A 15,809-nucleotide genomic window follows, 5' to 3' on the forward strand; every position below is an offset into this window, starting at 1 on the left:
AGGAGCCACAGACCAATGGGACTCGAAGAAAAGCTGCCGAGCGGATTCCTGCTGACCACCGTCGAACAGGCCGCGGGCTGGGTGCGCAAGTCGTCCATGTTCCCCGCCACGTTCGGACTCGCCTGCTGCGCCATCGAGATGATGACGACGGGCGCGGGGCGCTACGACCTGGCGCGGTTCGGCATGGAGGTCTTCCGCGGCTCGCCCCGCCAGGCGGACCTGATGATCGTGGCCGGCCGGGTGAGCCAGAAGATGGCCCCCGTCCTGCGCCAGGTCTACGACCAGATGCCCAACCCCAAGTGGGTCATCTCCATGGGCGTCTGCGCCTCCTCCGGCGGGATGTTCAACAACTACGCGATCGTGCAGGGCGTCGACCACGTCGTCCCGGTCGACATCTACCTGCCCGGCTGCCCGCCCCGCCCCGAGATGCTGATGGACGCGATCCTCAAGCTCCACCAGAAGGTCCAGGGCGGCAAGCTCGGCGTGAACGCCGAGGAGGCGGCCCGCGAGGCCGAGGAAGCGGCGCGCAACGCCCTGCCGACGATCGAGATGAAGGGGCTGCTGCGGTGAGCGACGCGCACGGCGACAAGGGATCGAACGGGGTCAACCCCGAGAAGGACCTCAGCGCTTCCAACCTCCCGGGGCAGCGCGGGGACCAGGGCGAGGAGATCCGCGTCCAGCGCGGCATGTTCGGCGCCAACAACGGCGGCGACACCTCCGGCTACGGCGGACTGGTCCGCTCCATCCGGCTCCCCGGAGAATCCTCCCGCCCGTACGGCGGCTGGTTCGACGAGGTGGCCGACGAGCTGGAGGGCGCCCTGGAGGAACAGGGCCTCGTCCCCGAGAACGCCATCGACAAGACCGTCGTCGACCGCGGCGAGATCACCTTCCACATCGAGCGCGAGCACCTGCTCCGCGTCGCCCGCACCCTGCGCGACGACCCGGCCCTGCGCTTCGAACTGTGCACGGGGGTCTCCGGAGTGCACTACCCCGGCGACAAGGGCCGCGAGCTGCACGCCGTCTACCACCTGCGGTCGATCACCCACAACCGGCTGATCCGGCTCGAGGTCTCCATGCCCGACGCGGACCCGCACGTCCCGACCCTGGTCCCGGTGTATCCGACGAACGACTGGCACGAGCGCGAGGCGTACGACTTCTTCGGCATCGTCTTCGACGGTCACCCCGCGCTGACGCGGATCATGATGCCGGACGACTGGCAGGGCTTCCCGCAGCGCAAGGACTACCCCCTCGGCGGCATCCCCGTCGAGTACAAGGGCGCCCAGATCCCGGCTCCGGACCAGCGGAGGTCGTACTCCTGATGACCACTCCTTCTGCCTCCCCGCGCGAGACCACCGAAGGCACCGTCTACACGGTCACCGGAGGTGACTGGGACGAGGTCGCCGAGACGGCGGCGAAATCGGACGACGAGCGCATCATCGTCAACATGGGGCCCCAGCACCCCTCCACCCACGGGGTGCTGCGCCTGATCCTGGAGATCGACGGCGAGACCGTGACCGAGGCCCGCTGCGGCATCGGCTACCTCCACACCGGCATCGAGAAGAACCTCGAGTACCGGACGTGGACCCAGGGCACCACGTTCGTGACGCGCATGGACTACCTGACGCCCTTCTACAACGAGACGGCGTACTGCCTCGCCGTCGAGAAGCTCCTCGGCATCGAGGACGAGATCCCGGACCGGGCGAACGTCATCCGCGTGCTCCTCATGGAGCTGAACCGGTTGTCCTCGCACCTCGTCGCCATCGCCACCGGCGGCATGGAGCTCGGCGCCACCACGATCATGATCTACGGATTCCGTGATCGTGAACTCGTTCTCGACATCTACGAGTTGATCACCGGCCTGCGGATGAACCACGCGTACATCCGCCCCGGCGGGCTCGCCCAGGACCTGCCGCCCGGCGCGGTGGACCAGCTCCGCGAGTTCGTGAAGAAGATGAAGAAGAACCTTCCCGAGTACGACAAGCTCGCCACCGGGAACCCCATCTTCAAGGCCCGCATGCAGGACGTCGGCTACCTCGACCTCGCGGGCTGCATGGCCCTCGGCGCCACCGGACCGATCCTGCGCTCGGCCGGCCTGCCGCACGACCTGCGCAAGGCGCAGCCCTACTGCGGCTACGAGAACTACGACTTCGAGATCCCGACCGCCGACACCTGCGACTCGTACGGGCGCTTCCTGATCCGCCTGGAGGAGATGCGCCAGTCGCTGCGCATCGTCGAGCAGTGCCTCGACCGCCTGGAGCCGGGCCCGGTCATGGTCGGCGACAAGAAGATCGCCTGGCCCGCCCAGCTGGCCCTCGGCCCGGACGGCCTCGGCAACTCGCTCGACCACATCAAGAACATCATGGGCACCTCCATGGAGGCCCTCATCCACCACTTCAAGCTGGTGACCGAAGGCTTCCGCGTCCCACCGGGACAGGCGTACGCCGCCGTGGAGTCGCCCAAGGGCGAGCTCGGTGTGCACGCCGTGTCCGACGGCGGCACCCGCCCCTTCAGGGTCCACTTCCGCGACCCGTCCTTCACCAACCTTCAGGCCATGGCGGCGATGTGCGAGGGCGGCCAGGTCGCCGACGTCATCGTCGCCGTCGCGTCCATCGACCCCGTGATGGGAGGCGTCGACCGGTGACCACCAGTTCTTCGGAGCAGGGCGTGAGTCTGGGCATGCCACAGCTGCCCGCGCCCGCGTACCCGGACGACGTCCGAACCCGCCTGGAGGCGGACGCGAAGGAGATCATCTCCCGCTATCCCGGCTCCCGCTCGGCGCTGCTCCCGCTGCTGCACCTCGTGCAGTCGGAGGAGGGCCACGTGACCCGCACCGGCATGCAGTTCTGCGCGGACATGCTCGGCCTGACCACCGCCGAGGTCACCGCCGTCGCGACCTTCTACACGATGTACCGCCGCAAGCCGAGCGGCGACTACCAAGTGGGCGTCTGCACCAACACGTTGTGCGCCGTCATGGGTGGCGACGCCATCTTCGAGTCGCTCCAGGAGCACCTCGGCGTCGGCAACAACGGGACGACGGACGACGGCAAGATCACGCTGGAGCACATCGAGTGCAACGCCGCTTGTGATTTCGCTCCCGTGGTGATGGTCAACTGGGAGTTCTTCGACAACCAGACGCCCGAGACCGCCCGGCAGCTCGTCGACGACCTCCGCGCGGGCACCCAGGTGTCACCCACACGCGGCGCCCCCCTGTGCACCTTCAAGGAGACCGCTCGCATCCTGGCCGGCTTTCCGGACGAGCGCGCGGGGGCCGTCGAAGCGAGCGGCAGCGCGGGCCCCGCCTCGCTGATCGGGCTCCGCCTGGCCAAGGGGGAGACCGAGCCCGCGCGCGTGGTGCACCCGCGCGGCGGGGGCATCGAGGGCGAGCCGCCCCACGACCCGTCGCCCACCGAGCACCTGAGCTCGCACGACGCGCCGCAGGACACATCGGCCTCCGACCCGCAGCACCCAGCGGGACCGACCGCCGAGGAGGGGGAGTGATGACCTTGGCAGCCGAGATCGAGAACAACGACACCAGCCCGGAGAAGCTGCTCTCTCCGGTCCTGTCGGCCTTCTGGGACCAGGACAAGTCCTGGTCCTTGGATGTGTATCGTCGGCACGAGGGCTACGAGGGGCTGCGCAAGGCCCTCGCGATGCAGCCGGACGACCTGATCGCGTACGTGAAGGACGCGGGGCTCCGCGGGCGTGGTGGCGCCGGGTTCCCAACCGGGATGAAGTGGCAGTTCATCCCCCAGGGAGACGGCAAGCCGCACTATCTGGTTGTCAACGCCGACGAATCGGAGCCGGGGACCTGCAAGGACATCCCGCTCCTCTTCGCGAACCCGCACAGCCTCATCGAGGGCATCGTGATCGCCTGTTACGCGATCCGTTCCGAGCACGCGTTCATCTACTTGCGCGGCGAAGTGGTCCCCGTACTGCGGCGCCTGCACGAGGCCGTGCGCGAGGCCTACGCCGCGGGGTATCTCGGGCAGAACATCCTCGGGTCCGGTCTCAACCTCGAACTCACCGTGCACGCCGGCGCGGGCGCGTACATCTGTGGTGAGGAGACCGCACTCCTGGACTCGCTCGAAGGCCGGCGTGGTCAGCCGCGACTCCGTCCCCCCTTCCCTGCCGTCGCGGGCCTCTACGCGTGCCCCACTGTGGTGAACAACGTCGAGTCCATCGCGTCGGTTCCCGCGATCCTGAATCGCGGGAAAGACTGGTTCAAGTCGATGGGCAGCGAGAAGTCCCCGGGCTTCACGCTGTACTCGCTCAGCGGCCACGTCGCGAGCCCCGGCCAGTACGAGGCCCCGCTCGGCATCACGCTGCGCCAGCTCCTCGACATGAGCGGCGGCATGCGCCCGGGCCACCGGCTCAAGTTCTGGACCCCGGGCGGCAGTTCGACGCCGATGTTCACCGAGGAGCACCTCGACGTACCCCTCGACTACGAGGGCGTCGGCGCCGCCGGATCGATGCTCGGCACCAAGGCGCTCCAGTGCTTCGACGAGACGACCTGCGTCGTGCGCGCGGTCACGCGGTGGACCGAGTTCTACGCCCACGAGTCCTGCGGCAAGTGCACGCCGTGCCGTGAAGGAACGTACTGGCTCGTCCAGTTGCTCCGGGACATCGAGGCGGGCAAGGGCACCCTGTCCGACCTCGACAAGCTGGGCGACATCGCCGACAACATCAACGGCAAGTCGTTCTGCGCCCTCGGCGACGGCGCCGCCTCGCCGATCTTCTCCTCGCTCAAGTACTTCCGCGACGAGTACGAGCAGCACATCACGGGCAAGGGCTGCCCCTTCGACCCGGCCAAGTCCACGCTCTGGGCGGACCGGGGCGACAAGCACCGCACGGAGGTGAACGCATGACTGTGACCGCTAGCGCTCCCTCCGGGGGCGGCGAGGCGGCGGTTCCGCCCGAGGACCTCGTGTCCTTGACGATCGACGGCATCGAGATCAGCGTCCCCAAGGGGACCCTGGTCATCCGGGCCGCCGAGATGCTCGGCATTGAGATCCCGCGCTTCTGCGACCACCCGCTGCTCGACCCGGCGGGCGCCTGCCGCCAGTGCATCGTCGAGGTGGAGGGCCAGCGCAAGCCGATGGCCTCCTGCACCATCACCTGCACCGACGGCATGGTCGTCAAGAGCCAGCTCTCCTCCCCGGTCGCCGAGAAGGCGCAGAAGGGGGTCATGGAGCTGCTGCTCATCAACCACCCCCTCGACTGCCCCGTCTGCGACAAGGGCGGCGAGTGCCCGCTCCAGAACCAGGCGATGTCGCACGGTCAGGCCGACTCCCGCTTCGAGGGCAAAAAGCGCACCTACGAGAAGCCGGTCCCGATCTCGAAGCAGGTGCTGCTCGACCGCGAGCGGTGCGTGCTGTGCGCGCGCTGCACCCGGTTCTCCAACCAGATCGCGGGCGACCCGATGATCGAGCTGATCGAGCGCGGCGCGCTCCAGCAGGTCGGCACGGGCGAGGGCGACCCCTTCGAGTCGTACTTCTCCGGGAACACCATCCAGATCTGCCCGGTCGGCGCGCTGACCTCGGCGGCGTACCGGTTCCGCTCCCGGCCCTTCGACCTCGTGTCGTCGCCGAGCGTGTGCGAGCACTGCGCGGGCGGCTGCGCGACCCGCACAGACCACCGGCGCGGCAAGGTCATGCGCCGCCTCGCGGCGAACGACCCCGAGGTCAACGAGGAGTGGATCTGCGACAAGGGCCGCTTCGGCTTCCGGTACGCGCAGAAGCCCGACCGGCTCACCCACCCCCTCGTACGGGACGCGGAGAGCGGTGAACTGCGGCCCGCCTCCTGGCCGGAGGCGCTGGAGACCGCCGCGCGCGGCCTCGCCGCCGCCCGCGGCAGGGCCGGGGTGCTCACCGGCGGTCGGCTCACCGTCGAGGACGCCTACGCGTACAGCAAGTTCGCGCGCGTCGCCCTCGACACGAACGACATCGACTTCCGCGCGCGTGTGCACAGCAGCGAGGAGGCCGACTTCCTGGCGGCCCGCGTCGCGGGTCGCGGTCGCGACCTGGACGGCAGCGGGGTCACCTACAAGGCGCTCGAAAAGGCGTCCGCGGTGCTCCTCGTCGGGTTCGAGTCCGAGGAGGAGGCGCCCGGCGTCTTCCTGAAGCTCCGCAAGGCGTGGCGCAAGAGCGGCCAGAAGGTCTATTCGCTCGCCACGCACGCGACGCGCGGCCTGGAGAAGGCGGGCGGCACGCTGCTGCCGGCCGCTCCCGGCACCGAGCCCGAGTGGCTGGACGCGCTCGCCTCCGGTGTCGGCCTCGAAGGCGGCGGGGAGGCCGCGGCGCAGGCACTGCGCGGCGAAGCCACCGTCATCGTCGTCGGCGAGCGGCTCGCGGCGGTCCCCGGCGGCCTCACCGCCGCCGTACGGGCCGCGTCCGCGACCGGCGCCGACCTGGTGTGGATCCCGCGCCGGGCCGGTGAGCGCGGCGCCGTCGAGGCCGGCGCGCTGCCCTCGCTGCTGCCGGGCGGCCGGCCCGCGACCGACCCGCGCGCGCGGGAGCAGGTCGCCGCCGCCTGGGGTGTGGCCGAACTGCCGCACCGCTTCGGGCGGGACACCGGGCAGATCGTGGAGGCCGCGGCCACCGGAGAGCTCGGCGCCCTCGTGGTGGCCGGGGTAGAGGTCGCCGACCTGCCCTCCCCGGCACGCGCGCGTGAAGCCCTTCACGAGGTGGGCTTCCTGGTCTCCCTGGAGCAGCGGCCCAGCGAGGTCACCGACCACGCCGACGTCGTCCTGCCGGTGGCCGCGGTCGCCGAGAAGGCGGGCACGTTCCTCAACTGGGAGGGCCGGGCGCGGATGTTCGAGGCCGCGCTCAAGCCCGACCAGATGACGCGGCGCGTGGCGCCCACGGACGCGCGCGTGCTCCAGATGGTCGCCGACGCCATGGACGTCCACCTGGGCCTGCCCGATCTGCGCTCCCTGCGCGGCGAGTTGGACCGGCTCGGCAACTGGGACGGACCACACGCCACGGAGCCCCTGGAGACGACCGCGCAGCTGCCGCGGCCCGCCTCCGGAGAGGCCGTCCTCGCGGGACACCGGCTGCTGCTCGACCTGGGCCGCCTCCAGGAGGGCGACGACGCGCTCGCCGGGACGCGGCACGCCGCCCACGCGCGCGTGTCCGCCGCGACCGCCGCGGAGGCGGGCGTGAAGGACGGCGACGTCCTGACGGTCACCGGGGCGCTCGGCAGCGTCGCGTTCCCGCTCCAGGTCACCGAGATGCCCGACCGCGTCGTGTGGCTGCCGCTCAACTCCGTGGGCGGCGGCGTCGCTTCGGACACGGGGGCCGTGCCCGGCGACCTGGTGAAGATCGGCCCGGCCGTCGCCGCCGGAGCCCCGGAGGTGCAGTCATGAGTCCACTGGCACTTGAAGACCTCTCGATGTTCGGCCGCGACCCCTGGTGGCTCGTCGTCATCAAGGCGGTCTTCTGCTTCGCCTTCGTGATGCTGACCGTGCTGTTCTCCATCGTGTGGGAGCGCAAGGTCGTCGCCTGGATGCAGCTGCGCATCGGCCCGAACCGGCACGGCCCCTGGGGCATGCTCCAGTCGCTCGCCGACGGCATCAAGCTGATGCTCAAGGAAGACGTCGTCGTCAAGCGCGCCGACAAGGTCGTCTACATCCTGGCGCCGATCGTCGCGGCGATCCCCGCCTTCATGGCGATCGCCGTGATCCCGTTCGGCCCCGCGGGCAACGAGATCTCGATCTTCGGCCACCGCACCACGATGCAGCTCACCGACCTGCCGATCGCGATGCTCTACATCCTCGCGGTCGCCTCCGTCGGCATCTACGGCATCGTCCTCGCCGGCTGGTCGTCCGGATCGACGTACCCGCTCCTCGGCGGACTGCGGTCCTGCGCGCAGATGATCTCGTACGAGATCGCGATGGGCGCCGCGTTCGCCTCGGTGTTCCTCTACTCGGGCTCGATGTCGACCTCGGAGATCGTCGCCCAGCAGCACGACCGCTGGTACATCGTCCTGCTGCCGGTCTCGTTCCTGCTCTACATCGTCACGATGGTCGGCGAGACGAACCGCGCCCCGTTCGACATGCCGGAGTCCGAGGGCGACCTCGTCGGCGGCTTCAACACCGAGTACTCCTCCATCAAGTTCGCGATGTTCATGCTCGCCGAGTACGTGAACATGGTGACGGTCTCGGCCGTGTCCGTGACGCTCTTCCTGGGCGGCTGGCGGGCCCCGTGGCCGATCTCCACGTTCTGGGAGGGCGCGAACCACGGCTGGTGGCCGATGCTCTGGTTCGTCGTCAAGGTCCAGCTGTTGCTGTTCTTCTTCATCTGGCTGCGCGGCACGCTGCCCCGCGTCCGCTACGACCAGCTGATGAAGCTCGGCTGGAAGGTCCTCATCCCGATCTCCGTGGTGTGGCTGATGCTGGTCGCGACCGTGCGGACGCTGCGCAACGAGAACGTCGACTTCGCCTCGATCGCCCTGTACGTCGGCGGCGCGATCCTCGTGGTCCTGCTCCTGTCGTTCGTCGTGGACATCTTCCGCGACCGAGGGGCCAAGCAGCGGGAGGCCGCCGAGGAACCGGCCGCGGCCTTCGACCCGATGGCGGGCGGATTCCCCGTGCCGCCGCTGCCGGGGCAGACCCTGCCGCCCGTGCCGCGCAGGCGGCCCCGCCGGGAGCGGGAGCTGATTGTCAGTGGCGGCCCCGATACTCAGAGTGACGAGTCGATCGGCGGAACTCGCGAAGGAAAGGAGGCGTCCGATGGCTGACGAGACCAACTCCGGTCAGCAGAAGGACACCGAGCCGGGGTTCATGAACCCCGTCGCCGGCTTCGGCGTGACCTTCAAGGCCATGTTCAAGAAGCGGCTGACCGAGCAGTACCCGGAGCAGCAGAAGACCACCGCTCCCCGGTTCCACGGCAGGCACCAGCTCAACCGCCATCCGGACGGCCTGGAGAAGTGCGTCGGCTGCGAGCTGTGCGCCTGGGCCTGCCCGGCCGACGCGATCTACGTCGAGGGCGCGGACAACACCGAGGAGGAGCGCTACTCCCCGGGCGAGCGGTACGGGCGGGTCTACCAGATCAACTACGCCCGCTGCATTCTGTGCGGCCTGTGCATCGAGGCGTGCCCCACGCGCGCGCTGACGATGACGAACGAGTTCGAGCTGGCCGACAGCAGCCGCGCCAACCTGATCTACACCAAGGAGCAGCTGCTCGCCGGGCTCGACGAGGGCATGGTCGACAGCCCGCACGCGATCTACCCCGGCATGGACGAGCAGGACTACTACCGGGGTCTCGTCACCGAGGCGGCGCCCGGGACGGAGCGCCAAGTGGCCGTCTCCAAGGGCGAGAAGCCGACCGAGGACACCGAGGAGGTGGACGCATGAGCGCGCAGCTCGCCGCCTCCGCCACCTCCACGGGCGAGGCCTTCCAGTTCTGGATCCTCGGCACGGTCGCCGTCATCGGCGCGCTGTGCACGATCCTCATGAAGAAGGCCGTGCACAGCGCCCTCTGCCTGGCCGGCACCATGATCATCCTCGCGGTCTTCTACCTGGCCAACGGGGCGTACTTCCTGGGCATCGTGCAGATCGTCGTCTACACCGGCGCGATCATGATGCTGTTCCTCTTCGTGGTGATGCTCGTCGGCGTCACCGCGGCCGACTCCCTGAAGGAGACCATCAAGGGGCAGCGCTGGCTCGCCGCCCTCTGCGGGGTCGGCTTCGGGGTGCTGCTCGTCGCGGGGATCGGCAACGCCTCGCTGACGCAGTTCAACGGCCTGGCGAAGGCGAACGCCGGGGGGAACGTGGAGGGCCTCGCGGCCCTCATCTTCAGCAAGTACGTCTTCGCCTTCGAGATCACCGGCGCCCTGCTGATCACCGCCACCGTCGGCGCGATGGTGCTGACGCACCGCGAGCGCACCGAGCGGGCGAAGACCCAGCGCGAGCTGTCCGAGCAGCGGGTGCGCGAGGGCAAGCACCTCCCGCCGCTTCCCGCCCCGGGCGTCTACGCCCGGCACAACGCGGTGGACATCGCGGGCCTGCTGCCCGACGGCTCGCCCTCGGAGCTCACGGTCATGAAGACGCTCCGCGACCGCGGCCAGATCCGGGACGTCTCCGGTGAGGCGATGAGCGATCTGAAGGCCCTGGAGCAGCGGGCGTCCGACCGACTCGAGCGTTCGGATCTCGACCGGGCCGAGGAGGCGTCGAAGTGAATCCGGTCAACTACCTGTATCTCGCCGCCCTGTTGTTCACGATCGGCGCCACCGGCGTGCTCATCAGGCGGAACGCGATCGTCGTGTTCATGTGCATCGAGCTGATGCTGAACGCGTGCAACCTCGCGTTCGTCGCGTTCTCCCGCATGCACGGCAATCTCGACGGCCAGATCATCGCGTTCTTCACGATGGTCGTCGCCGCCGCCGAGGTCGTCGTGGGGCTCGCGATCATCGTGTCGCTGTTCCGTTCCCGCCACTCGGCCTCGGTCGACGACGCCAGCCTGATGAAGCTGTAAGGGGTCGTAACCAGTGGAGAATCTCATTGCGCTGCTGGTAGCGGCGCCCCTGCTCGGAGCGGCCGTACTGCTGTGCGGCGGGAGGGCGTTGGACCGGGTGGGCCATCTGCTCGGCACGCTGCTCGCGGCCGTCTCCTTCGTCGTCGCCCTGCTGCTCTTCTCCGACCTGCTCGGCAAGGGCCCGGACGACCGCACGCTCAGCCAGCACCTGTTCAGCTGGATCCCCGTCGAGGGCTTCCAGGCGGACATCGCGTTCCACCTCGACCAGCTGTCCATGACGTTCGTGCTGCTGATCTCCGGTGTGGGCACGCTGATCCACGTCTACTCGATCGGGTACATGGAGCACGACGAGCGGCGCCGCCGCTTCTTCGGCTACCTGAACCTGTTCCTCGCGGCGATGCTCCTCCTGGTGCTCGCCGACAACTACCTGCTGCTGTACGTCGGCTGGGAGGGCGTGGGCCTCGCCTCGTACCTGCTGATCGGGTTCTGGCAGCACAAGCCGAGCGCCGCCACCGCCGCGAAGAAGGCCTTCCTGGTCAACCGCGTCGGTGACATGGGCCTCTCGATCGCGATCATGCTGATGTTCACGACGTTCGGGACCTTCGCCTTCGGCGACGTCCTGAGCAGCACCGGGGACACCAGCGAGGGCAAGCTCACCGCCATCGGCCTGATGCTGCTGCTCGCCGCGTGCGGCAAGTCGGCGCAGGTACCGCTCCAGTCCTGGCTCGGCGACGCGATGGAGGGCCCGACCCCGGTCTCGGCCCTCATCCACGCCGCGACCATGGTGACCGCCGGTGTCTACCTGATCGTCCGCTCCGGCGCGATCTTCAACGGGGCGCCGGACGCACAGCTCGTCGTCACCATCGTCGGCGCGGTCACGCTGCTGTTCGGTGCGATCGTCGGTTGCGCGAAGGACGACATCAAGAAGGCCCTCGCGGGCTCGACGATGTCGCAGATCGGCTACATGATCCTCGCCGCGGGCCTCGGCCCGATCGGCTACGTCTTCGCGATCATGCACCTGGTGACGCACGGCTTCTTCAAGGCGGGCCTCTTCCTCGGCGCCGGTTCGGTCATGCACGGCATGAACGACGAGGTCGACATGCGGAAGTTCGGCGGCCTGCGGAAGTACATGCCGGTCACCTTCGTGACGTTCGGGCTCGGGTATCTCGCCATCATCGGCTTCCCCGGCCTCTCCGGCTTCTTCTCCAAGGACAAGATCATCGAGGCGGCGTTCGCCAAGGGCGGCACCGAGGGCTGGATCCTCGGCTCCGTGGCCCTGCTCGGCGCGGCCATCACGGCGTTCTACATGACCCGCGTGATGATCATGACGTTCTTCGGCGAGGAGCGCTGGAAGAACCGGGCGACGAAGTCGCCGGAGCAGCCGAGCGCCGAGCCGGCGGCCGAGACGCAGGGCGCGCACGCCGAGCCGCACCCGCACGAGTCGCCGTCCTCCATGACGATCCCGATGATCGTGCTCGCGGTCGGCTCGGTGTTCGCCGGCGGCTTCTTCTCCATCGGCGACCGCTTCCTGCACTGGCTGGAGCCGGTCACCGGGCACGACCACGGACACGCGCCCATCAGCGCGGCCGCGGTCACCGGGGCCACCATGGTGTGCCTCGTGATCGGTGTGGCGCTCGCCTGGGTCCAGTACGGGCGCCGTGAGGTTCCCGTCGTCGCCCCGCGCGGCTCGCTGCTCACCCGCGCCGCCCGGCGCGACCTGCTCCAGGACGACTTCAACCACGTGGTCCTGGTGCGCGGCGGCGAGCACCTCACGCGCTCCCTCGTGTACGTCGACCACACCCTGGTCGACGGGGTGGTCAACGGGACGGCGGCCTCGGTCGGCGGCCTCTCCGGCCGACTGCGCAAACTCCAGAACGGCTACGTGCGCTCGTACGCCGTCTCGATGTTCGGCGGCGCGGCGGTCATCGCCGCGGTGACCCTGCTGATGAGGGCGGTCTGATACCGATGTCCTTTCCTCTGCTGACAGCGACGGCGGTACTGCCGGCCGTGGGCGCGATCGCCACGGCCGCCGTGCCGGCGAAGCAGCGCACCGCGGCCAAGTGGCTCGCGCTGCTGTTCTCGCTCGCCACCCTGGTGCTCGCGGCGGTGGTCGCGGTCCGCTTCGACCCGGGCGGCGGCCGCTTCCAACTCACCGAGTCCCACGCGTGGATCGCCGACTTCGGGGTCCGTTACGAGCTGGGCGTGGACGGCATCGGGGTGGCGCTCATCGCGCTGACCGCGCTGCTGATCCCGTTCGTGATCCTCGCGGGCTGGCACGACGCGGACCCGCAGGAAACAGGAAACACGCGGTGGCGGCCGACCCAGGGCTTCTTCGCCCTGATCCTCCTCGTCGAGGCGATGGTGATCATCTCCTTCGAGGCCACCGACGTCTTCCTCTTCTACATCTTCTTCGAAGCCATGCTCATCCCGATGTACTTCCTCATCGGCGGCTTCGGGGACCGTGCGGGCCCGCACGGCGAGAAGGAGGCCGCGACCCAACGCTCGTACGCGGCGGTCAAGTTCCTCCTCTACAACCTCGTCGGCGGCCTCATCATGCTGGCGGCCGTCATCGGTCTCTACGTGGTGGCGGGGAACTTCTCGCTCCAGGAGATCGCCGCGGCGCGGGCCGACGGCTCGCTCGACATGGCGACCAACACCGAGCGCCTGCTCTTCCTCGGGTTCTTCTTCGCCTTCGCGGTGAAGGCCCCGCTGTGGCCGCTGCACACCTGGCTGCCGAACGCGATGGGGGAGGCCACCGCCCCGGTCTCCGTACTGATCACGGCGGTGGTCGACAAGGTCGGCACGTTCGCCATGCTCCGCTTCTGCCTCCAGCTCTTCCCGGAGGCCAGCAAGTGGGCGACGCCGGTGATCCTCGTCCTGGCGCTCATCAGCATCGTCTACGGGGCGCTGCTCGCGGTCGGCCAGCGCGACATCAAGCGCCTGATCGCCTACGCGTCGATCTCGCACTTCGGCTTCATCATCATGGGCATCTTCGCGATGACCAGCCAGGGCCAGTCCGGCGCGACGCTCTACATGGTCAACCACGGGATCTCGACGGCCGCGCTGATGCTGGTCGCCGGCTTCCTGATCTCGCGCCGCGGCTCGCGCCTCATCGCGGACTACGGGGGCGTGCAGAAGGTCGCCCCGGTGCTCGCGGGGACCTTCCTCATCGGCGGTCTCGCCACGCTGTCGCTGCCCGGACTCGCCCCGTTCGTCAGTGAGTTCCTCGTCCTGGTCGGCACGTTCACGCGCTACCCGGTGATCGGCATCATCGCCACCATCGGCATCGTGCTCGCCGCGCTCTACACGCTGGTGCTCTACCAGCGCACCATGACGGGCCCGGTGAAGCCGTCGAACGAGGGCATCGCGGACCTGCGGGTGCGTGAGCTCGCCGTGGTGGTCCCGCTGATCGGCGTACTGATCTTCCTGGGCGTCTTCCCGAAGCCGCTCACCGAGCTGGTGAACCCGGCGGTCAAGCACACCCTGTCCGACGTCCACAAGAAGGACCCGAAGCCGGAAGTGGAGGCGGCTCACAAGTGACCACGTCAGCCGTCCACAGTCTGTGGACAACCGCCGCCGAACCGATCTCCAAGATCGACGCACCCAAGATCGAGTACGCGCAATTGTCGCCGACCTTGATCGTCATCGGTGCCGCCGTCCTGGGGATCCTCGTCGAGGCCCTGGTGCCTCGCCGGTCCCGCTACTACGTGCAGGCGTTCCTCGCGGTCGTCGCGCTCGCCGCCGCCTTCGCGGCGGTCGTGGGCCTCGCGGCCGGCGGGTACGGGACGACGAAGGCGCACATCGCGGCCATGGGCGCGATCGCCGTCGACGGCCCCGCGCTGTTCCTCCAGGGCACCATCCTGCTGTCCGGACTCGTCGCGATCTTCACCTTCGCCGAGCGTCGGCTCGACCCGGAGGCGCACGGCAACCGCGTCGACTCGTTCGCCGCGCAGGCCGCCTCCGTGCCCGGCAGCGACAGCGAGAAGGCCGCCATAAAGGCCGGGTTCACCACCACCGAGGTGTTCCCGCTGGCGCTCTTCGCGATCGGCGGCATGCTGGTCTTCCCGTCGGCGAACGACCTGCTGACGCTGTTCATCGCCCTCGAGGTCTTCTCGCTGCCGCTGTACCTGCTGTGCGCCGTGGCCCGCCGCAAGCGGCTCATGTCGCAGGAGGCCGCGGTCAAGTACTTCCTGCTCGGCGCCTTCGCGTCCGCCTTCACCCTGTTCGGCATCGCGCTCCTGTACGGCTACGCGGGCTCCGTCTCGTACGCCACGATCGCGAGCGTCGTCGACGGCTCGGTGCAGAACGTGGACCCGGCGCTCGCCGACACGATGGGCAACGACGCGCTGCTGCTCATCGGCATGGCGCTCGTCGTCATGGGGCTGCTGTTCAAGGTCGGCGCCGTGCCGTTCCACATGTGGACGCCGGACGTCTACCAGGGCGCCCCGACGCCGGTCACCGGGTTCATGGCGGCGGCCACGAAGGTCGCGGCCTTCGGCGCGCTGCTGCGCCTGCTGTACGTGGTGCTGCCCGGGATGCGCTGGGACTGGCGGCCGGTCATGTGGGCGGTCGCCATCGTCACGATGCTGGCCGGCGCGATCGTCGCGATCACGCAGACCGACATCAAGCGGCTCCTCGCCTACTCGTCGATCGCGCACGCCGGTTTCATCCTGGCCGGTGTCATCGCGACGACGCCCGACGGCGTCTCGTCCGTCCTCTTCTACCTGGCCGCGTACTCCTTCGTGACCATCGGCGCCTTCGCCGTGGTGACGCTGGTGCGCGACGCGGGCGGCGAGGCGACGCACCTGTCGAAGTGGGCGGGGCTCGGACGCAGGTCGCCCCTGGTGGCGGCGGTCTTCGCGGTGTTCCTGCTGGCCTTCGCGGGCATCCCGCTGACCTCCGGGTTCGCGGGGAAGTTCGCCGTGTTCAAGGCGGCGGCCGATGGCGGCGCGGGCGCGCTCGTCGTGGTCGGTGTCGTGTCATCGGCGATCGCCGCGTTCTTCTACATCCGCGTGATCGTCCTCATGTTCTTCAGCGAGCCGAAGACGGACGGGCCGACCGTGGCCGTGCCGTCGCCGCTGACCATGACGACGATCGGCGTGGGCGTCGCCGTCACGATCGTGCTCGGTCTCGCGCCGCAGTACTTCCTGGACCTGGCGAGCCAGGCCGGGGTGTTCGTGCGGTAGCGGCGCAGCCGCCGATCCCGGTGGAGGCCCGGTCCCCGCAAGGGGGCCGGGCCTCCCTGCGCGCGGCGCGACCCCCAGCCTGTGGATAACTTTTCGGACTGTCGGTCCCGACCCCTATCGTTACGGGAAAAGACGAGACGAGCAGGACGCA

Annotated in this window: 13 protein-coding genes; all 13 read left to right on the top strand. The window is 69.3% G+C overall.

From position 1 onward, the window contains the following. Positions 1–15: 15 nt before the first annotated feature. The 13 genes from ACTWJ8_RS22650 to nuoN are packed head-to-tail and all read left to right on the top strand — an operon-like array spanning position 16 to position 15,658. A complete protein-coding gene (locus ACTWJ8_RS22650; RefSeq protein ID WP_356375115.1) occupies positions 16–570 on the top strand; it encodes a NuoB/complex I 20 kDa subunit family protein in 555 nt (184 codons plus the stop codon). Then, a complete protein-coding gene (locus ACTWJ8_RS22655) occupies positions 567–1,319 on the top strand; it encodes an NADH-quinone oxidoreductase subunit C (protein ID WP_356375112.1) in 753 nt (250 codons plus the stop codon). The genes ACTWJ8_RS22650 and ACTWJ8_RS22655 overlap by 4 nt, the downstream gene beginning before the upstream one ends. Beyond that, on the top strand, positions 1,319–2,641 hold the full coding sequence (locus ACTWJ8_RS22660; RefSeq protein ID WP_356375109.1) for an NADH-quinone oxidoreductase subunit D: 1,323 nt from the start codon (positions 1,319–1,321) through the stop codon (positions 2,639–2,641). The genes ACTWJ8_RS22655 and ACTWJ8_RS22660 overlap by 1 nt, the downstream gene beginning before the upstream one ends. Then, positions 2,638–3,498, top strand: a complete 861-nt coding sequence (gene nuoE / locus ACTWJ8_RS22665) for an NADH-quinone oxidoreductase subunit NuoE (protein WP_356375107.1) — start codon at positions 2,638–2,640, stop codon at positions 3,496–3,498. The genes ACTWJ8_RS22660 and nuoE overlap by 4 nt, the downstream gene beginning before the upstream one ends. Further along, positions 3,498–4,865, top strand: a complete 1,368-nt coding sequence (gene nuoF, locus ACTWJ8_RS22670; protein ID WP_356375104.1) for an NADH-quinone oxidoreductase subunit NuoF — start codon at positions 3,498–3,500, stop codon at positions 4,863–4,865. Before nuoE ends, nuoF begins: the two co-directional genes overlap by 1 nt. After that, positions 4,862–7,363: an NADH-quinone oxidoreductase subunit G gene (locus ACTWJ8_RS22675; protein WP_443260133.1), complete on the top strand. Its 2,502-nt coding sequence runs from the start codon at positions 4,862–4,864 to the stop codon at positions 7,361–7,363. The genes nuoF and ACTWJ8_RS22675 overlap by 4 nt, the downstream gene beginning before the upstream one ends. After that, positions 7,360–8,736, top strand: coding sequence for an NADH-quinone oxidoreductase subunit NuoH (gene nuoH / locus ACTWJ8_RS22680; protein WP_356375099.1), 1,377 nt, complete (start codon positions 7,360–7,362; stop codon positions 8,734–8,736). The genes ACTWJ8_RS22675 and nuoH overlap by 4 nt, the downstream gene beginning before the upstream one ends. Further along, the gene (gene nuoI / locus ACTWJ8_RS22685) at positions 8,729–9,352 is read left to right on the top strand and encodes an NADH-quinone oxidoreductase subunit NuoI (protein ID WP_356375096.1); all 624 of its coding nucleotides are present in this window, start codon (positions 8,729–8,731) and stop codon (positions 9,350–9,352) included. Before nuoH ends, nuoI begins: the two co-directional genes overlap by 8 nt. Then, positions 9,349–10,176 carry an NADH-quinone oxidoreductase subunit J gene (locus tag ACTWJ8_RS22690; RefSeq protein WP_356375093.1) on the top strand — a complete coding sequence of 276 codons (828 nt, stop codon included), beginning with the start codon at positions 9,349–9,351 and terminating at the stop codon, positions 10,174–10,176. Before nuoI ends, ACTWJ8_RS22690 begins: the two co-directional genes overlap by 4 nt. Then, positions 10,173–10,472 carry an NADH-quinone oxidoreductase subunit NuoK gene (gene nuoK / locus ACTWJ8_RS22695; protein WP_003974374.1) on the top strand — a complete coding sequence of 100 codons (300 nt, stop codon included), beginning with the start codon at positions 10,173–10,175 and terminating at the stop codon, positions 10,470–10,472. Before ACTWJ8_RS22690 ends, nuoK begins: the two co-directional genes overlap by 4 nt. Positions 10,473–10,485: 13 nt before the next feature. Continuing rightward, complete coding sequence (gene nuoL / locus ACTWJ8_RS22700) at positions 10,486–12,432, top strand: NADH-quinone oxidoreductase subunit L (RefSeq protein ID WP_356375091.1); 1,947 nt, start codon at positions 10,486–10,488, stop codon at positions 12,430–12,432. Between the two features lie 5 nt (positions 12,433–12,437). After that, on the top strand, positions 12,438–14,012 hold the full coding sequence (locus ACTWJ8_RS22705) for an NADH-quinone oxidoreductase subunit M (RefSeq protein ID WP_356375088.1): 1,575 nt from the start codon (positions 12,438–12,440) through the stop codon (positions 14,010–14,012). Continuing rightward, entirely contained in the window at positions 14,009–15,658 is a 1,650-nt protein-coding gene (nuoN, locus tag ACTWJ8_RS22710; RefSeq protein ID WP_443260134.1) for an NADH-quinone oxidoreductase subunit NuoN, read from the top strand. Before ACTWJ8_RS22705 ends, nuoN begins: the two co-directional genes overlap by 4 nt. The last annotated feature ends 151 nt before the right edge of the window (positions 15,659–15,809 follow it).

The sequence above is a fragment of the Streptomyces sp. SDT5-1 genome, assembly GCF_052245995.1.
Lineage (GTDB): Bacteria > Actinomycetota > Actinomycetes > Streptomycetales > Streptomycetaceae > Streptomyces.